General features: G+C 68.7%; 20 protein-coding genes. 16 read left to right on the top strand and 4 right to left on the bottom strand.

Annotation, left to right across the window (positions count from 1 at the left end):
* Nucleotides 1-692 precede the first annotated feature (692 nt).
* Together IAI58_RS13185 and IAI58_RS13180 are read right to left on the bottom strand one after the other, a co-directional pair.
* Nucleotides 693-1343 (bottom strand): hydrolase, encoded by a 651-nt coding sequence (locus IAI58_RS13185; RefSeq protein WP_207445348.1) that lies wholly within the window; start codon nucleotides 1341-1343, stop codon nucleotides 693-695.
* 626 nt (nucleotides 1344-1969) lie between these two features.
* Nucleotides 1970-2824 (bottom strand): SDR family oxidoreductase, encoded by an 855-nt coding sequence (locus IAI58_RS13180; RefSeq protein WP_207445349.1) that lies wholly within the window; start codon nucleotides 2822-2824, stop codon nucleotides 1970-1972.
* Between the two features lie 188 nt (nucleotides 2825-3012).
* Here IAI58_RS13180 and rplM point away from each other — a divergent pair, with 188 nt between their 5' ends.
* The 11 genes from rplM to IAI58_RS13125 all read left to right on the top strand — a co-directional run bounded on the left by rplM (nucleotide 3013) and on the right by IAI58_RS13125 (nucleotide 13501).
* Nucleotides 3013-3483, top strand: coding sequence for a 50S ribosomal protein L13 (rplM, locus tag IAI58_RS13175; protein ID WP_207445350.1), 471 nt, complete (start codon nucleotides 3013-3015; stop codon nucleotides 3481-3483).
* 4 nt (nucleotides 3484-3487) lie between these two features.
* The gene (gene rpsI / locus IAI58_RS13170) at nucleotides 3488-3982 is read left to right on the top strand and encodes a 30S ribosomal protein S9 (protein ID WP_207445351.1); all 495 of its coding nucleotides are present in this window, start codon (nucleotides 3488-3490) and stop codon (nucleotides 3980-3982) included.
* A 130-nt stretch (nucleotides 3983-4112) separates the two neighbouring features.
* On the top strand, nucleotides 4113-5069 hold the full coding sequence (gene argC, locus IAI58_RS13165) for an N-acetyl-gamma-glutamyl-phosphate reductase (RefSeq protein WP_207445352.1): 957 nt from the start codon (nucleotides 4113-4115) through the stop codon (nucleotides 5067-5069).
* A gap of 6 nt (nucleotides 5070-5075) precedes the next feature.
* Nucleotides 5076-5615, top strand: a complete 540-nt coding sequence (locus tag IAI58_RS13160; protein WP_207445353.1) for a gamma carbonic anhydrase family protein — start codon at nucleotides 5076-5078, stop codon at nucleotides 5613-5615.
* A gap of 20 nt (nucleotides 5616-5635) precedes the next feature.
* On the top strand, nucleotides 5636-6133 hold the full coding sequence (locus IAI58_RS13155) for a hypothetical protein (protein WP_207445354.1): 498 nt from the start codon (nucleotides 5636-5638) through the stop codon (nucleotides 6131-6133).
* A 62-nt stretch (nucleotides 6134-6195) separates the two neighbouring features.
* The gene (locus IAI58_RS13150) at nucleotides 6196-6783 is read left to right on the top strand and encodes a hypothetical protein (protein WP_207445355.1); all 588 of its coding nucleotides are present in this window, start codon (nucleotides 6196-6198) and stop codon (nucleotides 6781-6783) included.
* Between the two features lie 69 nt (nucleotides 6784-6852).
* On the top strand, nucleotides 6853-8823 hold the full coding sequence (locus IAI58_RS13145; protein ID WP_208775956.1) for a methyl-accepting chemotaxis protein: 1971 nt from the start codon (nucleotides 6853-6855) through the stop codon (nucleotides 8821-8823).
* A 93-nt stretch (nucleotides 8824-8916) separates the two neighbouring features.
* Nucleotides 8917-10512 carry an ABC transporter substrate-binding protein gene (locus tag IAI58_RS13140; protein ID WP_207445357.1) on the top strand — a complete coding sequence of 532 codons (1596 nt, stop codon included), beginning with the start codon at nucleotides 8917-8919 and terminating at the stop codon, nucleotides 10510-10512.
* Nucleotides 10513-10626: 114 nt separating this feature from the next.
* A complete protein-coding gene (locus IAI58_RS13135) occupies nucleotides 10627-12408 on the top strand; it encodes an SLC13 family permease (protein ID WP_207445358.1) in 1782 nt (593 codons plus the stop codon).
* A gap of 244 nt (nucleotides 12409-12652) precedes the next feature.
* Nucleotides 12653-12859 carry a cold-shock protein gene (locus IAI58_RS13130; protein WP_207445359.1) on the top strand — a complete coding sequence of 69 codons (207 nt, stop codon included), beginning with the start codon at nucleotides 12653-12655 and terminating at the stop codon, nucleotides 12857-12859.
* A gap of 438 nt (nucleotides 12860-13297) precedes the next feature.
* Entirely contained in the window at nucleotides 13298-13501 is a 204-nt protein-coding gene (locus IAI58_RS13125; RefSeq protein WP_207445360.1) for a hypothetical protein, read from the top strand.
* A 15-nt stretch (nucleotides 13502-13516) separates the two neighbouring features.
* Here IAI58_RS13125 and pdxY read toward each other — a convergent pair whose 3' ends face one another.
* Complete coding sequence (gene pdxY / locus IAI58_RS13120; protein WP_207445361.1) at nucleotides 13517-14377, bottom strand: pyridoxal kinase PdxY; 861 nt, start codon at nucleotides 14375-14377, stop codon at nucleotides 13517-13519.
* A gap of 175 nt (nucleotides 14378-14552) precedes the next feature.
* Between pdxY and rpmE the strand changes: the two genes are divergently transcribed.
* The 4 genes from rpmE to IAI58_RS13100 all read left to right on the top strand — a co-directional run bounded on the left by rpmE (nucleotide 14553) and on the right by IAI58_RS13100 (nucleotide 18361).
* Entirely contained in the window at nucleotides 14553-14783 is a 231-nt protein-coding gene (gene rpmE / locus IAI58_RS13115) for a 50S ribosomal protein L31 (RefSeq protein WP_207445362.1), read from the top strand.
* Between the two features lie 206 nt (nucleotides 14784-14989).
* The gene (locus tag IAI58_RS13110; RefSeq protein WP_207445530.1) at nucleotides 14990-15472 is read left to right on the top strand and encodes an Hsp20 family protein; all 483 of its coding nucleotides are present in this window, start codon (nucleotides 14990-14992) and stop codon (nucleotides 15470-15472) included.
* 110 nt (nucleotides 15473-15582) lie between these two features.
* Entirely contained in the window at nucleotides 15583-16743 is a 1161-nt protein-coding gene (locus tag IAI58_RS13105) for an MFS transporter (protein ID WP_207445363.1), read from the top strand.
* 250 nt (nucleotides 16744-16993) lie between these two features.
* On the top strand, nucleotides 16994-18361 hold the full coding sequence (locus IAI58_RS13100) for a DEAD/DEAH box helicase (RefSeq protein ID WP_207445364.1): 1368 nt from the start codon (nucleotides 16994-16996) through the stop codon (nucleotides 18359-18361).
* A gap of 49 nt (nucleotides 18362-18410) precedes the next feature.
* Here IAI58_RS13100 and IAI58_RS13095 read toward each other — a convergent pair whose 3' ends face one another.
* Nucleotides 18411-20276: a PHA/PHB synthase family protein gene (locus tag IAI58_RS13095; protein WP_207445365.1), complete on the bottom strand. Its 1866-nt coding sequence runs from the start codon at nucleotides 20274-20276 to the stop codon at nucleotides 18411-18413.
* Nucleotides 20277-20480: 204 nt separating this feature from the next.
* Between IAI58_RS13095 and IAI58_RS13090 the strand changes: the two genes are divergently transcribed.
* Nucleotides 20481-21050: a hypothetical protein gene (locus IAI58_RS13090; RefSeq protein WP_207445366.1), complete on the top strand. Its 570-nt coding sequence runs from the start codon at nucleotides 20481-20483 to the stop codon at nucleotides 21048-21050.
* Nucleotide 21051 lies beyond the last annotated feature (1 nt).

Genomic DNA, 21051 nt, shown 5'->3' with positions numbered 1-21051 from the left:
TCGTGCGCGATGGAATCCCGCCATTTTGCCTGACGAGGGGACCAAAGGTGTCAGTTCTTCCTCAGCGCTGGACGGCACTACCTGCCTCGACGGTCAGGCTCTGCCTTCCTCTGACGGTCATCTCGCGGCGGGGTGGTCCAGGCAGTCCCGGGAGGGGCCGCGCTTGCGCCATCTGCGGATAGTATCGCTGCTCATCCCGAAGTGGCGGCCAGTCTTGGTCTGAGCGACAGAGGCGTGTGGGCGATAGCAGCCACGGGGCTGCGGCTCTGGGTGTCGGAGAACTGGGCGGATATCAACCTGCTGAAGATCCTGGCAGGAGACAACTCCCCCGATCGCACTTTCGGGCGGGTGTTCCTGGGTGCCTGGAAACTCCGACCGCCCATCGCCGCACGGCCTTTATGAGCTGCATCATCGCCTCAGGCCCTGACATGTCCTTGCTGACACAGCCGGTTCACCGGCTTTGGACGGTGCATGCCGCTCTTTGTGGGGCTTCGGGGTGATGCAGGCGCTGAACGGGTTCTGAGCCAGGCAGGCCCGTTCCTGCCACCGCCTCCGCTGACCAAGAACAGTGAATCAGCTTAGCGCCTCAGCCACGAAGGCTCTCCAAGTGTCCATAGGTCGTCGATGCCTGCGGCGCTTGCCGCAGAGTTGCGTCTTGGTTCGATCGTCTGCAGCCGATCGCGACGGGTGCATCAGCCGGCGGCGGGCACAGGAGTATTCAGAAGTTGCTGCTCCCACAGGAAGGCGATGCCACTTGCGCCGCCATGATCGGCCAGCACGGAAGCCATGCCGTCCAGGGTTTCCGTCCGGGCCCAGTCCCGTTGCCATTCGGCGGAGATGGCCATCCAGGTCATGGGATTAGCGCCGGCATTGACCATGCGCAGCACGGCCATATCGTGGGCTTCCTTGGAAACGCCGCCTGAGGCATCGGTGGCGATGGTCACCTCGAAGCCTTCTGCGAGCGCCTGGATCACGGGCATGGCCAGGCAGATCTCGGTCCAGAGCCCGGCGATGATCAGCTGTTTGCGGCCTGCGGCGCGGACGGCGTCGACAACACGCTGGTCCTCCCAGGTGTTGATCGTCGTGCGATCTATAGGTTCCTGCTCGGGGAACAGGTTTTGGAGCTGAGGGATGAGCTTCCCGCCGCGTTCAGCCAGGACGGTGGTCAGCAGGGTTGGCACCCCGAAGACGGTAGCCATCTTCGCCAGACCGACGGTGTTGTTGATGACCATCGTCGGCTCGTGGCTGTGCAGATTCGCGATCTGGAACGCCTGATGATCGATCAACAGGACAATCGAATCTTTCGGGCGAAGCAAAGCGCCGAGGCCAGTGCGGGCGTTCATGAAGAATGTCCTCATCCAGGCTGTAAGAAGAAGGTGACGCGTTGCTGTGCCGTGGTCCATTTGGCTTTGCGTATTGCCGGATTATACGTCGGTATGGGTTCGCTCGCCGCGGCGGTGAGCGCACCGACTTCTCCCTCCGAGGCCCCCGTGAACCCTGCCGCCTGGCGTGACATTACGGTTACGCTTTTCGACTGCCTCTGAAGCGGTGGTTGATCTTGCTGCGGAGATCTGTCGATGGCGGGCACTGCGACCGAAAGGGCGCTGGAGTCCTGAGCGTTGTCGCTTCGCGAGGCCGAAGCGCGCATCTCCCGGGAAGTGGCTTCACGACCGAGGCTACCATGGCGTCTGACGTGATCAAGCGGGCCACCGCCGCGGGCGCGTCCATTGGTTGGGCGGCCGTGGCCGATAGCGTTAAGGCATCGGCGACATCGGGATGGCGCTCCGCCGCACAGCCATCCGCCTTGCGCGACTGCGGACCTGGCCTGTCTCCATCATCGCCTGGTTACTCTGGCGAAGAGCGCACCGAGCCGCCGCGCAAGGCACTCACGTCAGAAGAAAACGCAGCTGCAATAACAATAATAAGCGCCTGGACCAAAAACCGGGGGCACCGAGCGGCGCAGGGCCGGTCAGCCCTTGCCGAAGGTGCGCGCCAGCCCAGCAGCCAGCGATAGTGGCTCCACGCCCAGTTCGGCCCGCATGGGGGCGATGTCGAAGGCCTTGTCCTCCGTCAGGCGGCGCAGCTCGGCGGCGCGCACCGTGGGCAGGCCCGGCAGCAGCCGGGTGAGGGGGGAGAGCGCCAGCAGCGGCGCCAGCGGCACCGGCACCACCGGCGGGACCCGTACCCCCGCCGCCGCGCAGACAGCAGCGATGAAGTCGGCATAACGCAGCGGCTCCGGCCCGGCGATGACCAGGGCATGCGGCCCGTCCCAGTCCCGCGCGAGGGCGGCCAGCAGGCAGGCGGTGACGTCATCCTGGTGGATGGGCTGCACCAGCGCGCGGCCGCCGCCGGGCAGGGGGGCCAGGGGCAGGCGCCGCATCAGGGCGGCCAGGCGCTGCACGTTGTCCTCGCCTTGGGCACCATAGATCATGGTGGGGTGCAGGATGACGCCATGCCGCCCGCTGGCCAGCAGCGCGGCCTCCCCCGCGCGGACGCCGTCGCCATGCCCGTCCGCCCAGCGGGAGAAGCGGCGCGTGCTGCCCATCAGCACGATGCGCGCATCCTCCGGCGCGGCGGCCAGGATGGCGGGAGCATGGCGGGCATGGGCACAGCTGGCGATGGAGCCCGCGCCTGCCAGCGCCCGGCGCAGGGCGGGTTCATCATGCAGGTCGGCCAGCATGGGGGTGCCGGGCAGGCCCGTGGCGGCCCAGCGCGCGGCATCCCGCACCACGGGGGTGAAGGCGATTCCCTCCCGCGCCAGGGCCCGGCAGAACGCGGCGCCTGAACGGCCGGAGGCGCCGATCACGGCCACGGGAAGACGCATATCCTGGGCTCTCCGCATGCTGCTGTTCCTCCGCCGGCCTCAAGCGGGTGCCTATGCCAGCGCCGCCCGGCCCCGGCAATTCCGGGCCTTCAGACCATGTGGTAACTCGATACCACAAGCTTTTTCTTGACTCCCGGGGCGAGGGAGGCGATACCCCGGCCACTCGAAGTAACGACATCTGGATTAACATGCTCTCCACGCAGACCCGCTCGCTGAAGCCGGCGGAGGTCAAGAAGGACTGGGTGCTGATCGATGCGGAGGGCCTTGTGCTCGGCCGTCTCGCGGCACTCGTGGCCACTCGCCTCCGCGGCAAGCACAAGCCGCAGTTCACGCCGCATGTCGATTGTGGCGACCACGTCGTCATCGTCAACGCCGACAAGGTGAAGGTCACCGGTAACAAGGCCGAGCAGTCGGTCTTCTACTGGCACACCGGCTACCCCGGCGGCATCAAGGAGCGCACGGTGCGTGAGCGGCTGGAAGGCCGTTTCCCCGAGCGCGTCGTCGAGAAGGCCGTGGAGCGTATGATCACGCGCGGCCCGCTTGGCCGGAAGCAGATGAAGAACCTGCACGTCTATGCTGGTGCCGAGCACCCGCATGCCGGCGCGCAGCCGACCGCGCTGGACGTCGCCGCCCTCAACCGCAAGAACAAGGTGGGCTGAGGCCATGAGCGAGCAGACGACCGCCACCTCTCTCTCCGAGCTGAAGAACCTGGTTGCCGGTACCCCGGCCGCCGGCGCCGAGGAAGCGCCGCGCGAGCCGAAGAAGGACCAGTTCGGCCGCTCCTATGCCACCGGCCGCCGCAAGAACGCGATTGCCCGCGTCTGGGTGAAGCCCGGCAAGGGCAACATCGAGATCAACGGCCGCGCCGCGGGCAAGTATTTTGCCCGCCCGGTGCTGCGCATGCTGATCACGCAGCCTTTCCTGGTTGCCGACCGCTACCAGCAGTTCGACGTGTATTGCACGGTGACCGGCGGCGGCCTTTCCGGCCAGGCCGGCGCAGTGCGCCACGGCATCAGCCGCGCTCTGACCAACTTCGAGCCGGGCCTGCGCAGCATCCTGAAGAAGGCCGGCTTCCTGACGCGTGACCCCCGCGTGGTCGAGCGCAAGAAGTACGGCAAGGCGAAGGCGCGACGTTCCTTCCAGTTCAGCAAGCGCTGACGCTGGGCGGGCCGGCGTCCACGCCGGCCTGCTGCCAACAGGCTGTTTCATCGGGAAGGGCGGGTCCGCAAGGGCCCGCCCTTTCTGTTTTCGGATTTCTGCTAAACTCACCCCTAACAGGAGAGACCAGATGGCCAAGGGCGCGATTCCCACGATCTTCATCGACGGCGAGGCCGGCACTACGGGCCTCGGCATCCGTGAGCGGCTGGCGGCCATTCCCGGCGTCGCGGTGCGCTCGATCGACCCCGGGCGCCGCAAGGACCCGGAAGCTAAGCGCGCCCTGATGGCCGAGGTCGATCTGGTGGTCCTCTGCCTGCCCGATGCGGCCTCGAAGGAAAGCGCCGCCATGGCGGCCTCGCTCGGTGCCGATGCGCCGAAGCTGCTGGACGCCTCCACCGCCTTCCGCGTGAACCCGGACTGGGTCTATGGCGTGCCGGAACTGGCGCCGGGGCAGGCGGAGAAGATCGCGGCCGCCGCGCGCGTCTCCAACCCCGGCTGTTACCCCACCGGCGGCATCCTGCTCCTGCGCCCGCTGGTCGAGGCCGGGCTGCTGCCCGCCGACTATCCCGTCACCGTCAATGCTGTCTCCGGCTATTCGGGCGGCGGCAAGGCGATGATCGAGCAGTTCGAGGAAGGCGAGCACCCGGCCTTCGAGCTATATGGCCTGGGTCTGGAGCACAAGCATGTGCCGGAGTTGCAGACTTATTCGAAGCTGACACGCCGGCCGATCTTCGTGCCCAGTGTCGGTGACTACCGGCAGGGCATGCTGGTCTCCATCCCGCTGCACCTGGACCTGCTGAACGGCAAGCCCACACCCCAGGCGCTGCATGATGCGCTGGAGGCTTATTACGCCGGCTCCGCATGGGTGAAGGTGCTGCCCCCGACGGCCGACAGCAAGCTGGAGCCCGAGGCGCTGAACGACACCAATACGCTGGAACTCCGCGTTTACGGCAATGCCGCGCGTGGGCAGGCGGTGCTGGTGGCGCGGCTGGACAATCTGGGGAAGGGGGCCTCGGGCGCCGCCGTGCAGAATATCGGGCTGATGCTGGGCGTGGATGTCACGGCCCGCCAGACCGAGGCGGCGTGAGGGCAGATGTCGCCGATCTTTCCCTTTGAGGGCCGCCTGCCGAGCATCGACCCCACCGCCTTCGTGGCCCCCACGGCGGCGGTGATCGGCGATGTGGAGCTGGGGCCGGATTCCAGCGTCTGGTATCATTGCGTGCTGCGGGGCGATACGCATCCCATCCGCGTCGGCGCGCGCAGCAATATCCAGGACGGCACCATCGTCCATGTCGCGGCCGGCACCCTGCCGGCCCTGATCGGGGATGACGTGACCATCGGCCACGCCTGCATCATCCATGCCTGCACCCTGAAGAACCATGCCTTCGTCGGCATGGGCGCCACGGTGCTGGATGGGGCGGTGATCGAGGAAGGTGGCATGCTCGGCGCCGGCGGGCTCCTGTCGCCCGGCAAGCGGATCGGGCCGAACGAGTTGTGGCTGGGCGCCCCCGCCCGCTTCGTCAGGGTCATGAGCGCAGAGGAGCGAGCCAAATGGGACCGGAACGCCGTCCACTACGCGGAACTGGGCAAGCGGCACCGCACCTCCCTGGCCGGCCGCGCGCTGCCCGGCTGAGGCGGGGGGCGGGGTTACTGGTGCTGCTGGCCCTGGCCGGCTGCACCACCTCGCCGCCGCCGCTGGTGCTGCCGCCGGCTGCCGCCAGCCTGGATCCCGACCCCGTGCGCGCCGCCATTCGCGGCGCGCAGGCGGCCTTCGCCGATCCCGCCGCCCTGGCCGGCCGGCCTCGCGAGGCAGCCGTCGCCGTGGCGCAGCTGGAGTTCCTGTCCGTGGAGATCATGGCCGGGCGCACCAGCATCGATCTCTCCGGCATCATCGGCCCGGCACTGGAGGCCGCGCGGCATGAGGTGCGCGGCCAGCTCGGCATTCCGGATTCCGCGCCACCCCAGGCCGTGATCGACGCCCTTCTGGCCGAGCCGCCCGCGCTGGCGCAGCCCGCCATCTTCACCCTGGGGCCGGAGGAGACGCTGCGGCGCCTTTCCAGCCTGCCGCGCCTGCCGCAGGCCAATGCCGCGACCCTGGCCGCGCGGACCGATATGGAATTCGGCCCCATGGACATCGACACGGCGCGGTGACGCGGCTCGCGCGTCGGGCCATGCTGCGGCCGTCTCAACCGCCCAGCCTGCCCGGAGTCCTCATGCGCCAGAAGTCCTTCCTTTCCGCCCTGGCCCTGTCCGCCCTGCTGTTCGGGGGCTGCGCGGAGCTGCGTACTCCGCGTGCCAGCCAGCCGCTGCCCACCGCGCTGCTGCCCCCCCGTGTGGAACCGCTGCGTGCTGCCACCCGCATGGCCGCCGCCGATTTCGCCGACCAGGGCAGCCGCTTGCAGGGCCATCCGGCCGAGACAGCGCGGGCCATCGGCCGGCTGGAATGGCTGACGGCGACGCTTTCCACCGACCCGCGCTACGCCGCGCTGCCACAGGGGGTGGCCATGTCCCTGCGCGGCGCGGCGGCCGAGACCCGCGCGGCCCTGGGCATCGTGCCGGATGCGCCCCCGGCGCGGGTGACGGCGGTGCTGACCGAGACCGCCAGCGCGCTGGACCGTGGAGCCGATCCTTCCTTCCCGGCTGATCTCTTCCCCGCCGGGCCGGAGCGCAGCATGCAGCGGCTGCGCGCGCCGGGGCCCTTCCCGCAGGCTGGCATCGCGACCGGGCAGGCCGCCGAGGCCATCGCTGCCCTGGACCGTGACGGCGGCTGGAACAGAGGCGCCGGCCAGACCGGCTTCTGAGTCCCGGTCACGGCCCGTTAAGGTAATCAGGCGCATCCTCCTCCACGTGTCGAGACGGAGGAGGGGACAATGGGTCTGCGGTACAACTCAATCAGAACCAGGATCGCCCTGGCTATCCTTGCGGCGAGCCTGGGCGCGTCGGCCCTGCTCTTCGGTTTGAACGCCATGCAGCGGGCCGAATCCGCCCGGCATGAGGTGGAGCAGGCGGTCCTCCAGGGCCGGGCCGCCGTCCGCAGCGCCATGGAGGAAGAGAGGCGCCTGGCCGCCGGGCTGGCCGGCGCGCTGGCGCAGAATCCGCAGATCATCGCCGCCGCCCTCTCCGGTGACCGCGCGGTGCTGGAGACGCAGATGAAGCCGGTGCAGGCGATGCTGTCACGGCAGTTCGGCCGAATGATCCTGGTGGTGTCCCGGCAGCCCGGCGTCGTTCTCTATCGCGCGCATGATCCCGCCGCCTTCGGCGACGAATACGCCAGCCGCCGCAGCACGGTGCGGGAAACCTACCGCACCGGCCAGTCCGTGCAGGGGATGGAACCCGGCCGGGACAATGTCAGCACCTTCGCGGGCGCGCCGATCCTGGGCCCGGATGGCAAGGTGGCCGCCGTGCTCGACCTGGGCCTGGCGATCAGCGATACCCTGGCCGCGCGGGTGAAATCGGCCAGCCTGGCGGATGTCACCTTCTTCCAGAAGCAGGGAGAAAGGCTGGTCTCCATCGGTTCCACCCTGGGCGGGCGTCCGATCATCGAGATGGCGCGGCTCAACGCCGCGCTGGAGTCGCCCACGCAGGCCGAGGCCGAACTGAACGGCGAGCGCCACATCGCCGTCGCCGAGCCGCTGCTGAGCATGGATGGCACGGTGATGGGCGTGATGGAGTTGGGGATCAACCTCGAGTCCCGACTGAGCCGGGCTGAAGCCGCGGACCGCCAGGCCCTGCTGGCCACCCTCCTGGCCGCGGTGCTGGCGCTGCTGGCCGGGTGGCTGATGGCATCCCGCCTCGCCCTCCCGCTGCAGGCCCTGGCCGAGGCCGCGCGCGCCCTGGCCGGCGGCAGCACCGGCACCGCCGTGCCGGGGCAGACGCGGAAGGACGAGATTGGCGAGGTGGCCCAGGCCGTGGAGGTGCTGCGCCTGGGTTCGCAGGAGGCCGAGGCCCTGCGCGCCGCCCAGGCCGAGAGCCGTGCCGCCGCCGAGCGCGAGCGGCGCGAGGCCACCCTGGCCCTCGCGGGAGAGCTGGAGCGCTCCGTCGGCGCGGTCGGAGAGGATCTGGCGCGCAGCGCGGCCCGCTTGCAGCAGCAGGCCCAGGGGCTGGCCGGCAATATCGGCCTGGCCGGGGAGCGGGGGGAAGGTGCCGCGCGTGGCGCCGATGCGGCTTCCGGCAATGTGCAGACAGTGGCCGCGGCGGCCGAGGAGCTTTCCGCCTCCATTGCCGAGATCACCCGGCAGGTGGCCGATTCCGCCGGCGTCGCCCGCCGTGCGCTGGAGCGCAGCCAGGCCGCCAATGCCACGGTGCAGGGGCTTTCCGACAGCTCCCAGCGCATCGGCGACGTGGTGCGGCTGATCGGCGATATCGCCGGGCAGACCAACCTGCTGGCGCTGAACGCCACCATCGAGGCCGCACGGGCCGGGGAGGCCGGCAAGGGTTTCGCCGTGGTGGCCAGCGAGGTGAAGTCCCTGGCGGCGCAGACGGCCCGGGCCACCGAGGAGATCGGCAGCCAGATCGCCACCATGCAGGAAGTGGCGCATGGCGCGGCGGAGGCGATCGGCGCCATCGCCGGCGTCATCGCGGAGATGGACCATATCGCCGGCAGCATCGCCGCCGCGGTGGAGGAGCAGGGCGCCGCGACGCGCGAGATCGCCCGCAACGTGCAGGAAGCCGCCATGGGTACAGGACGGGTGACGGAGGCGGTGCGGGCCGTCAGCCATGCGACCGGGGAGGCAGCCGCGGCCGCCAATGGCCTGCATGAACTGGGCGATGAGCTGGCACGGCATGGCACCGCCCTGCGTGGGGAGTTGCAGGGCCTGCTTTCCAGCCTGCGGGCAGGCTGAGCCGGCTTCACGATTTCGCTTCCCGGCCCTCTGGTGTTCCGGCCCCTTTGTCGGCAGGTTGGGCGGACCTGAAGACCGATGGAGCCGGGACCAATGAAAAGACGCCATTTCCTGTCCGGTGCCGCCGCCCTGCCTTTCGCGGGCGGCGTCTCCCTCGCGCGCCCCGCCCTGGCGCAAGGTGCCGCGGCGCATACCCTGCGCTTCATCCCGCAGGCGGATGTGACGGTCCTGGACCCCTTGGGCACCACCGCCTATCCCACGCGCAACCACGGCCATATGTGCTGGGATACGCTTTACGGCATCGACGAGAATTTCGTGCCGCATCCGCAGCTGGCCGAAGGCCATGTGGTGGAGGATGACGGCAAGCGCTGGGTCTTCACGCTGCGCGAGGGCCCGACCTTCCATGATGGCGAGAAGATCCGCGCGCAGGATGCCGTGGCCTCGATCAAGCGCTGGATGGCGCGCGACACCATGGGCCAGACCCTGGCCGCGCGGATGGACGAGATCCGCGTCCTGGACGACCGCCGCTTCGAGATCCGCCTGAAGCGTCCCTTCGGCCTGATGCTGGACGCGCTGGGCAAGGCTTCCTCCTATCCCTGCTTCATCTACCCTGAGCGCTTCGCCAACCAGGACCCGACCAAGCCCTTCACCGAGGTCGTCGGCTCCGGCCCCTATCGCTTCGTGGCGGATGAGCGGGTCTCGGGCGCGCAGATCGTCTATCGCCGCTTCGACAAGTATGTGCCGACGCCCGTGGGCAAGCCCAGCATGGTCGCCGGCCCTAAGATCGCCGAATTCGAGCGGATGGAATGGAAGGTCATCCCCGACCCCGCCACCTCCGCCGGCGCCATCCAGGCTGGCGAGGCCGATTTCTGGGAGGTTGTGCCGCCCGACCTGAACGCCTTGCTGGGGCGTTCGCGCAACGTGGTTCTGGAGCGGATCGACACCGCCGGCACCTGCGCCAATCTGCGCCTTAACCACCTGCATCCGCCCTTCAATGACCCGGTGGTGCGCCGGGCGCTGCTGAAGGCGGTGGAGCAATCCGACTTCATGGCTTCCGTCGCTGGTGACGAGAAGAACTGGCGCACGGGCGTCGGCTGCTTCCCGGTCGCCAGCCCTCTCGCCTCGGATGAGGGGCTTGCCGTGCTGACCTCCCCGCGCGACATCGCCGGGGCGAAGGCCGAGATCGCGGCGGCGGGCAAGGGCGGCGCCAAGGTGGTCGCGCTGCATGCGACGGACGTGGCCAACCAGAACGCGCTGATGGCCGTGGGTGTCGACATGTTCCAGAAGGTCGGCTTCGATACCGAGGACGCGACATCCGACTGGGGCACGCTGCTGCAGCGCCGCCAGAACAGGAACCCGCCGAGCCAGGGTGGCTGGAGCGCGCTGATCGCACTGTTCAGCGGCATGGAGTTCAACAACCCCGCGGGCCATGTGCTGCTGCGTACGAATGGCGACAATGCCTGGTTCGGCTGGCCGAATTCGGAGAAGATCGAGGCGCTGCGGGAATCCTGGTTCGATGCGCCGGACATGGCCGCGCAGAAGGAGATCGGCCGGCAGATCCAGGCACAGTTCTTCCAGGACGTGCCTTACATTCCGCTTGGCCAGTATTTCGTGAACAGCGCCTATCGCAAGGGGCTGACGAATATCCGTGCGGGCATTCCGCTGCCGATCAACGTGAAGCGGGGCTGAGGCCCATCTGGATGGCGGGCGGGCAAGCCCGGCCCGCCATCTCCTTCCTTTCCTGCCTGCAACGGCCGATCTCAGGCCGCGTTTGAACTCCGCGCTTCTCGCTGCCGGAGTGGTATGCCAAGTCCTGACCAAGCCATCGTCTTCGCCATTCTGGCCGCGATGGTTGTGTTATTCATCTGGAACCGGTTCCGCTACGATCTCGTGGCCTTGCTGGGTCTGCTGGTCGCCCTGGCCTGCGGTGTCGTCCCGGCCGACAAGGCGTTTATCGGCTTCAGCGACCAGATCGTCGTCATCATCGCTTCCGCCCTGGTCCTCAGTGCTGCGGTCGGCAAGTCCAGCCTGACGGGGCGTATGGTCCGGCGGGTCGAGCCGCGGCTGCGGAGCACCAGCGCGCGCGTCGGCGCGCTGGCCACGGCGGTGACGCTCCTCTCCACCCTCATGAAGAATATCGGCGCGCTCGCCATCCTGCTGCCGGTCGCGATCCAGGTGGGGCGGCGCAGCGGCACCCCGGCCTCGGCGCTGCTGATGCCCATGGCCTTCGGCTCCCTGGCCGGCGGGCTCGTCACCATGATCGGCACCTCGCCCAATATCATCGTCGCCCGCATCCGCGGCGAGATCACGGGCGAGCCCTTCGGCATGTTCGACTTCACGCCCGTGGGCGTTGGTATTGTCGTCGCCACGCTCGTCTACCTTCCCATCGCCTGGCGGCTGCTGCCGCGCGGGCGGCGGGACCAGGCCTCGGCGCCCGAGGTCTTCGAGGTCGCGCCCTATCTGTCCGAGGCCGTGCTGCCGGCCGAAAGCCCGATGGCCAACAAGACGGTGGCGGAGCTGGAGGCGCTGGGGGAGGGCGATGTCGCCGTCACGGCCATCACGCGGGAGGGCGGTCGCCGCTACATCCCGGCCGGGCACTGGACACTTTTCCCCGACGACCTGCTGACCTTGCGAAGCGAGCCGCGCGCGCTGAAGGATTTCATCGCCGAGGCCGGCCTCCAGCTGAGTGGCGCCACCAAGCCGCCGGTCAAGGATCTCTCCACCGCCGATGTGACGCTGATGGAGGTGGTGGTCATGCCGGAATCCCTGTTGGTCGGGCAGTCCCCCCAGCGGTTGCGGCTGCGGGAGGCGCATGGCGTCAACCTCCTGGCCATTTCCCGGCGGGGAGAGCCGGTTGCGGCTCGCCTGAGCCGCGTGCGGTTCCGCGCCGGCGATGTGCTGGCGCTGCAAGGCGATGCGGGGCAGATGCCGGAGACGCTGCGGGAGCTGGGGTGCCTGCCGCTGATGGACCGCTCGGTCGGACTCGGCGCGCCGCGCAAGGATATCCTGCCTTTCGTGCTGCTGGCCCTGGCCATGGGGGCGGTGGCCTTCAACCTGCTGCCGGTAACAGTCGCCTTCTTCGCTGCTGCCGTGTTGGCGGTGCTACTGCGGATCCTTACCTTGCAGGAGGCGTATCAGGCGATCGATGTACCCATCCTGGTGCTGCTCGCCTGCCTCATTCCCATTAGCGATGCCGTCAATACCACTGGCGGAGCGGAGTTGATCGCGGGCTGGCTGGCCAAGGTCGCCGTCACCCTGCCGCCGACCGGCGCGATGGCGCTGGTGCTGCTGGCGGCGATGCTGCTGACGCCCTTCCTGAACAACGCGGCGACGGCGCTGATCATGGCGCCCATCGCGGCCAGCATGGCCAGCCAGCTGGGCCTGAGGCCGGACCCTTTCCTGATGGCGGTGGCCATCGGCTGCGCCAGCGACTTCCTGACCCCCATCGGGCACCAGTGCAACACGCTGGTCCTCGGCCCGGGCGGCTACCGCTTCGGCGATTACTGGCGGTTGGGCCTGCCGCTTTCGCTCCTCATCGTCGTCATCTCGACTCTGTTGATTCCAGTCTTCTGGCCACTCAGATAATGCTGATCGTTAACTCGGAAAGAAACTATGCAAAATCCCAAACAAATCTCGAGGAGTGACAGGATGCTAAAAGAAAAATCTTGTGCCGATTGACGATGAGGTCCATGTTGATCGCGTCAGTCTCGTTTGTTACGGCCTTTCTCCTCGCTCATGATGAGCTTCGAGCCTTAGGATCCCGCCACGCTCGAAGTTGATCCGGTTTGCAGCGTGCAATCCGGTTTTTTGTCATGAATGGAAAATTATCATGCCCATCGGCACTGTTAAGTGGTTCAACGCGACCAAGGGCTTCGGCTTCATCCAGCCCGAAGACGGCAGCAAGGACGTCTTCCTGCATATTTCCGATGTCCAGCGCGCCGGCATGGATGCTCCTCGTGAGGGCGACCGCCTCTCCTACGAGTTGCAGCAAGGCCAGCAGGGCAAGACCTCGGCCACTGCGCTGAAGGCGGTCTGAACGGCTGCGGGCGGCGTCTTTCGCCGCCCATCCGCGGGCGGGCGTGGGGATGCCAAGGCACCCCCTGCCTCCATTGCCCGAACCCGCTGGGCGCGGTCAAACTCCGCGCCCTGTTTCGCCCTGGCGCCTTGCGCCGGGCCAGTATCGCGCCAGGCACGCCCAGGCCAAATATCGCCGGGCAGGCGCCAAATACGAAAGAAAGAAAAAAATGATGAACTTCAATGTAAATCATGATCCAGGCCGGTCCCAGCCGGCGACCGCAGCCGTCCTGATGCCGTCCCGGCGCGAGGCCGAGCCTGCGGGCCTGACGCGGGAAGAAATTCGCCGGATCGTGCTCGACGTCCTGGGATAAGCTTCCCTGGTGTGGCCGGGTCCTGCGGGCCGCCTGGCCGCCTGCCCCTGGGCCTGGGGCGCCGCAACAGCCCGTGAGGACATGCCATGCCGCAGCACAGCTTCAACATCGGTCAGAGGCTTGAGTTCGTCTCGGACCGGATGAGCCCGAGCGCCCCCCGCGGGACCTATACCATCACCCGGCTGCTGCCAAATGATGGCATGGACCGTGAATACCGCATCAAGCACGACCATGACGGTCATGAGCGTGTGGTGCGGGAGAGCCAGCTGCGGCTTCCCCCTGGCCTCTGAGCCGGGGAAGGCCTGCTAGCAGGACTCTGGCAGGAAGGTCCGGCTGGGCGCCACGAATTCATCCTGCGCCGCCACCGTCAGGATTTCGCGCGACCCGGCTTCCGAGGTGCGGCGCAGCAGCCCGTAGATCGAGGATGCCGCCGCCGCCGCCGCCGCCGCCACTGAACCCGTCCTGATCCGGTGGAACAGGAAGAGCGCGGCGATGGCATCGCCCGCGCCATTGACGGACAGCGGCAGCATGGGTGTGCGCACCCGGTGGAAGGCCCCGCCCTCCGCCGCCAGCAGTTCGATCTGATCCTCCGGCGTCTCCGCCACCTTCAGGGATGTCACCAGCACGGCGCGCGGCCCGGTACCGGCCATGCGCTGCTGAAGCGCCGTGACCGCCGTTTTGGCCTCGGCCAGGGTGGTCACGGGCATTCCGGACATGTGCTCCAGCTCGAACTGATTGGGCGTGATCAGGTCGGCGGCGGCCAGGGCGCGGTCCCGCATGAACTCGGGGATGCCGGGGCGCACGAAGACCCCGCGCCCGACATCGCCGATCACGGGGTCGCAGCAATAGAGCGCATGAGGATTGAACGCCTTCACCCGTGCCGCCGCATCCAGGATGGCCTCACCGATAGCAGCATCGCCCATGTAACCGGAGAGGACGGCATCGCAGCGGGGCAGGGCGCCCCGGTCCTCGATCCCTTGCACGAGGTCGCGCACCAACTCAGCCCCGAAGACCTGGCCGCGCCAGGAGCCGTAGCCGGTGTGGTTGGAGAACTGGACCGTGTTCACCGCCCAGACCTCCGCCCCCAGTCGCTGTAGCGGAAAGACGGCGGAGGCATTTCCCACATGCCCATAGGCGACCCATGACTGGATGGAGAGGATGTTCATGCCTGGCGCTTTCCTCGTCTACGGGCGTGGAAGGTCTAGGATCGCCGGGGGCAAGGGTCAATCCGGGCGAAACCGGGCCACTGCGCTTGCGCCGGTGGGCGGGGGCAGGCTAGAAGCGGCGCTTCGCGCGGCCGGTCGGCATCGGCTGCTCCATTGTCATGGAAAGTTCACCGGCATGAAGTCCGATATCCATCCCGACTACCACGAGATCAACGTCATCATGACGGATGGCACGACGTACAAGACGCGCTCCTGCATGGGCAAGGCGGGCGATACGTTGCGCCTGGATATCGACCCGAAGTCGCACCCCGCCTGGACCGGTCAGCAGCGCATCATGGATACCGGTGGGCAGATCGCCAAGTTCAACAAGAAGTTCGCTGGCATCGGTGCGCGCAAGAAGGCCTGAGCCTTCGCCGCCCTCACGGCAGCAGAAAATCGGAACGCCGCCTCCCTTGAATGGGGGGCGGCGTTTTCCATATGTGGTCCCGCCAGCGGTGCCCGATGTGGGGCCGCCGGCGCGGTCGGATGGACCAGGGGTTGCCCGAATGGGGACCCGATGGAAGCCCGGCCGCCCCAGCAACGGACCCTTGCTTGTCTGAGGAGGTTCTGATGATGACGACTTTTGACCCGGCCCCCCTGTTCCGTTCCGCCATCGGCTTCGACCGCCTGTCCCGTCTGGTGGACAGCGCCCGCGCCGCGTCGGAGGGGCCTGCCTATCCCCCTTACAACATCGAGAAGACGGGTGACGACGACTACGTGCTGACCATGGCCGTCGCCGGCTTTGGCCCCGAGAACCTGGAGATCACGGCGCATGAAAATGTCCTGACCATCTCCGGCAAGGCGGACCAGACGGCGTCGGACCAGGAGCGCCGCTTCCTGCACCGCGGCATCGCCGGCCGCGCCTTCGAGCGCCGCTTCGTGCTCGCCGACCACATCCAGGTGCAGGGCGCCGATATGGCGAACGGTCTGCTGCATGTGTCGCTGAAGCGCGAGGTGCCGGAGGCGCTGAAGCCCCGCCGCATCACCATCGGCGACAGCCAGCCGGCTGCACGCCAGGTGATCGAGGGCAATGGCCAGCAGGCGCTCGCCGCCTAACACTTCAGGCCTTGCCTGAGAAACGGATGGCCGGGGTGACGACACCCCGGCCATTTTCTGCACGCCCCCCGCTTGTGCCGCCGCCGCCGCATGGCGAAGCTGGCTGCACCATGACCATTTCGCCGACCACCCGTGTGGTGCTGGCCCTGGGTGGGGCACAGACCCTGGCCTGGGCTTCCTCCTATTACCTGCCAGCGATCCTGGCACGCCCGATGGCGGCCTCGCTGGGGCTGTCCACCGCCACGGTCTTTGGCTTCTTCTCCGCATCGTTGCTGCTGGCGGCGCTGCTTGGCCCCTGGGCCGGGCGGGTCGTGGACCGGCGCGGCGGCCGGGTGGTGCTGCTGGCCTCCAACCTGCTCTTCGCAGCCGGGCTGGCGATGCTGGCGGCGGCGCAGGGGCCGGTGACGTTGGGCCTGGGCTGGGCCTTGATGGGCTGCGGCATGGCGACCGGCCTCTATGAGGCTGCCTTCGCCACCCTCGCCGGGCTTTTCGGCGCCGCGGCGAAGACTCCGATCACTGGCATCACCCTCATCGCCGGCTTCGCCTCCACTCTGGGCTGGCCGCTCTCGACGGTCATGGAGGCGGAGTTCGGCTGGCGCGGCGCCTGCCTCGGCTGGGCGCTGCTGCATCTGCTGGTGGGGCTGCCCCTGCAACTCTGGCTCGTGCCGGCCGCGCCGCCGCCCAGTGTCTCCGCCCCGCCGGCTGTCGGGACGCCGCAGCCACCGGCGCCTTCCCATGCCATGGCCGTGCTGATTCTCTTCTCCGCCGCCGTCACTCTGGTTGCGGGGGCCATCGGCGCGCATCTGCCGGCGCTGCTGCAACTCTCCGGCACGACTCCGGAGCAGGCCCTGCTGGCGGCGTCGCTGGTCGGGCCGGCGCAGGTGGGGGCGCGGCTGCTGCAGTTCGGCGCGCTGGGCGGGCTGCACCCGCTGGTCCTGGCGCGCGCCGCCTGTCTCGCGCAGGTTGTGGGCGGGCTTGCGCTGCTGCTGCTGGGTGCCCCGGCGGCGATTGCCTTCGTGCTGCTTTTCGGCGCCGGGAACGGGATTCATACCATCGCCCGGGGCACGTTGCCCCTGGCCATCTTCGGCCCGGCTGGCTACGGCGCGCGGCAGGGCCTCATCGCTGCGCCCGGGCGGGTCATGCAGGCCGGCGCGCCGGTGGGCTTCGGCTTGCTGCTCACGGCCTTCGGGGCCGGGGCGGTCTGGGCACTGGTGGGGCTCAGCCTCTCCGCGCTGCTGGCGCTGTTCCTGCTGCGCGCGGGGCCGCGATGACGGATGCTGCTCTCTTCGCACTTGCGTAAAGGGGAAGAGACGCCCATATGAGCCCTGCCGGAGCAATCCGGCCGCGTCCTGGTCGCGTGAGCGGCCCGCCCCATACAAGCAGGGCGGCCATGGCCAGGACCTCCGGGTAGCCCAGAAGCGCCGGACCCTATCTTTTCCTTGGTACGACCCATCCACGCGGGGCGTCCTGACCCGCAACCCACCGGTGCGGCCGTCATGGCGCGCCGGAACTGGATGACGTATGACCGATTTTGCTTCGCTTGGCCTTGCCGAGCCCATCCTCCGCGCTCTGACGCAGGAGGGCTATACGACCCCGACCCCGATCCAGGCCCAGGCGATTCCGCATGTGCTGGCCGGCCGCGACCTGCTGGGCATCGCCCAGACGGGCACCGGCAAGACCGCCGCCTTCGCCCTGCCGATCCTGCACCACCTGGCCGACCGCAAGTCGCCGGCGCCGCGTGGTGGCTGCCGCGCGCTGATCCTCTCGCCCACGCGGGAACTGGCCTCGCAGATCCATGACAATATCCGCGCCTATGGCCGCTTCCTGGGCCTGACCACCGCCGTCATCTTCGGCGGCGTGGGTGCGCGTCCGCAGGTGGACGCGCTGCGCCGTGGCGTCGATATCCTGGTGGCCACCCCGGGCCGTCTGCAGGACCATGTGCAGACCGGCGCCGCGAAGCTGCAGGGCACCGAGATCCTGGTGCTGGACGAGGCCGACCAGATGCTGGACCGCGGCTTCTGGCCGGCGGTGAAGCGTCTTTCCTCGGTGATGTCGAAGAACCGGCAGACGCTGTTCTTCAGCGCCACCATGCCGACTGAGATCGCCAAGATCGCCGGCGAGATGCTGAAGGACCCGGCCAAGGTCTCCGTGACGCCGGTGGCCTCCACCGCCGAGCGGATCGAGCAGCGGCTGATCCATATCGACGCCAGCCAGAAGCGCGTGCTGCTCTCCGAGATGCTGCGCGGGCCCGGCATCGGCCGCGCCCTGATCTTCGCGCGCACCAAGCATGGCGCCGACCGCGTGGCGAAGCACCTGAATGCCGACGGCATCAATGCCCATGCCATCCATGGCGACCGCAGCCAGGGGCAGCGTGAGCGGGCGCTGGCCGATTTCCGCAGCGGCCGCGCCGCGATCCTGGTGGCGACCGATATCGCCAGCCGTGGCATCGACGTCGATGGCGTGACGCATGTCTTCCAGTTCGACCTGCCGGATACGCCCGAGGCCTATGTCCACCGCATCGGCCGCACCGCCCGCGCGGGTGCCAGCGGCGAGGCCATTACCTTCTGCGCGCCGGATGAGGTGGCGAAGCTGAAGGCGGTGGAGAAGCTGATCGCCATGAAGATCCCCGCCGAGGACCGCCGCAGCGATGCCGGCAGGGCCGAGGCCGCCGCCACCATGCCGAAGCCGGCGCAGCGCGGCCGGGGCGGGCGGCCGGGCGGTGGGGCCGGTGGCCCGCCGCGCCAGGGTCAGGGTGCGCCCCGCCAGGGCGCGCCGCGTGGTGGCAATGGCCCGGGCCGCGGTGGCCCGCCGCGCGGGGCTCCGCGCGGCGCCGAGGGCCAGCGCAAGGACCGCGCCTGGCGCGAAGGCGACTTCCGCGAACAGCGGTAAGGAATGACGGAAAACCCGGGGGCATCGCTGCCCCCGGGTTTTTTTGTGTTCAGGCGGTCGCCATGACCTTCACGTAGCTGCCGGGCGCATCCTCCAGCGCCGGCAGCTTGCCATCCCCGGGCACCCGTGCCGGCACGCGGGCCTTGTCCAGCCCGGAAACCCAGCGATTCCAGTCCGGCCACCAGGAGCCCGCCAGTTCCGTGGCATTGCCGAACCACTCGTCGGGGGAGGAGGGCAGGCCGCTCGAGATCCAGTGGCTGTATTTGCCGGATTCCGGCGGGTTCGCCACGCCGGCGATGTGGCCCGAGGCCGCCAGCACGAAGCGCACCGGCCCGCCATAGATCTGCGTGGCGCGGTAGGTGCTCTTCCAGGGCGCGATGTGATCCTCCCTCGTCGAGAGGATGTAGGTCGGCAGCTTGATCTTCCGCAGGTCCAGCGCGGTGCCGCCCAGCTCGATGGCGCCCGGCTTCACCAGGTCATTCTGCTGATACATGCGGCGCAGGTAGAAACTGTGCATGGCCGCCGGCATGCGCGTGCTGTCGGCATTCCAGTACAGCAGGTCGAAGGGGAAGGGTTCCTGGCCCAGTAGGTAGTTCTGCACCACGAAGGACCAGATCAGGTCATTGGCCCGCAGCATGTTGAAGGTGGTGGCCATCTCCTGCCCCTCCAGGTAGCCGCGCTTCTGCATGCGGTCCTCGATGGACTTCAGCTGCTCCTCGTCGATGAAGACGGCCAGCTCGCCTGCCTCCTCGAAATCCACCATGGTCGTGAAGAAGGTGGCGGATTTGATGCGCGTCTCTCGCTTCGCCGCCATCCGCGCCAGCGTGGCCGAGAGCAGCGTGCCGCCCAGGCAATAGCCGATGGCGTTGACGGATTTCTCGCCGGTCGCCTGCTCGATCGCCTCCAGGGCGGCATAGGGCCCCTGGAACATGTAGTCCTCGAAGCTCTTCTGGGCGAGTTGCTCGTCCGGGTTGACCCAGGAGATGACGAAGACGGTATGGCCCTGCGACACCGCCCAGCGCACGAAGCTGTTCTTGGGGCGCAGGTCCAGGATGTAGAACTTGTTGATCCAGGGCGGGATGATCAGCAGCGGCCGCTTCAGCACCGTCTCCGTGACCGGGCTGTACTGGATCAGCTGCATCAGCTCGTTCTGATAGACCACCTTGCCCGGGGAGACGGCGATATTCTCCCCGATGGTGAACTTGCTGTCATCCGTCATGCGGATCTTCAGCTTGCCCTTACCGCGCTCCAGGTCGGACAACAGGTTCTGCAGGCCGCGCAGCAGGTTCTCGCCGCCCGTCTCGGCGGTGCGGCGCAGTACCTCCGGGTTGGTCATCAGGAAGTTGGACGGGCTCATCGCGTCGACGAACTGGCGCATATAGAAATCCAGCTTCTGCGCCGTCTTCGGCTCCAGGTCGTCCGCCGCATGGACCACATTGGTGACATAGCGGGCGGAGAGCAGATAGGACTGCTTGATGAAGTCGAAGACCTCGTTATCTCGCCAGGCCTCGTCCTTGAAGCGCCGGTCCTTGCTGTCCTCGGCGATGACGGGCTGCACTTCCTCGCCCCACATCCGGCGGGCCGTGTTCTGCCAGAGCGTCAGGTAGTCCTGCCAGAAGCCCAGCTGAGCCTGCACCAGCCGGGCGGGGTTCGTCATCAGCCGCGTCGTCATCTCCAGGAAGGCGGAGCCGAGATGCAGCGGGTCGGGGCCGGGCACGCCATTCTCCCCGGCATTGAGGGTCTGACGGTTCAGGAAGTCGGTGACGATACGGTGTCCGCGCTCCGCCACATCCGCCATGGTGCGGGTGACCACATCCGGGTCGGGGAGCCGGAAGCCGACCGGATTGCCGTCGGCCTGATCCCCCTGGGGCGGGTTCGTGCCGGGCTTCTGCGGCGTATTCGCGTCCTTGGCCATGGCCTCTCCTGCCTTCCGCGCGTGCCGCGCTGTCATTCTGGCCGCCGATCCGGGCGCCGGCGGATCAGTAAGTTAACTCCGTTCCCCTGCGGGCGGATGCCCCGTGACTCTGCCGGACTTTCACCGGGACCGGATTTCGGGGTAACCCTCTGCCGCAGGTCGTGGAGGTGGTCCATGGGCCGGTGCGCGGAACGGGACGTCAGCATGCGGTACGGTAGAGGCCAGGGCAGGGGCTATCAAGCGGTGCTGCGCCATCTGCTGGCGCTTCCCCTGTTGCTACCCCTGACGGCATGCGTGGGGGAGGGGCCGGTGGCGTTCTTCCGCTCCATCACCGGCGACCCGCTGGGCGGGCGCGCACCGCCCCCGGGCCTCGATTCCGAGGGATATCCCAATCTGGCCTCGGTGCCGCCGCCCCCGGCGCGCGGCGCAGCCTCGGCGCGGGAGGAACTGACCCGTGCCCTGGCCGATGCCCGCGCGCAGTCCCAGCAGCCCTTGACCCCCGGTGCTCCGGTGCCGCCCCCGCCGCCAGGCCTGGACAGCGATGTGCCGGTCCAGCCGCCGCCGCCGCCGCGCCTGGCCGCGGCGCCACGCATCGCCCCCGGCACCGAGCTGCCGGTGCCCACCCTCGGCGCCGTGCCGGCCGTCCCATCGATTCCCGGTGTCGGGGAGCCGTCCGTCCCGGCGCCCGATGCCCTACCCGCCGACCCCGGCGAGGCCCCGGCGCCGCCCCCGGCCGAGATGCTGGCTCCGCCGCCCCCGGCACCGCGCCTCTGAC

It is taken from the genome of Roseomonas marmotae, assembly GCF_017654485.1.
In the GTDB taxonomy this organism is placed as follows: Bacteria; Pseudomonadota; Alphaproteobacteria; order Acetobacterales; family Acetobacteraceae; genus Pseudoroseomonas; species Pseudoroseomonas marmotae.
Note: the sequence above shows the minus strand (reverse complement) of the source record. Positions and strands in the feature narration are given on the sequence as shown.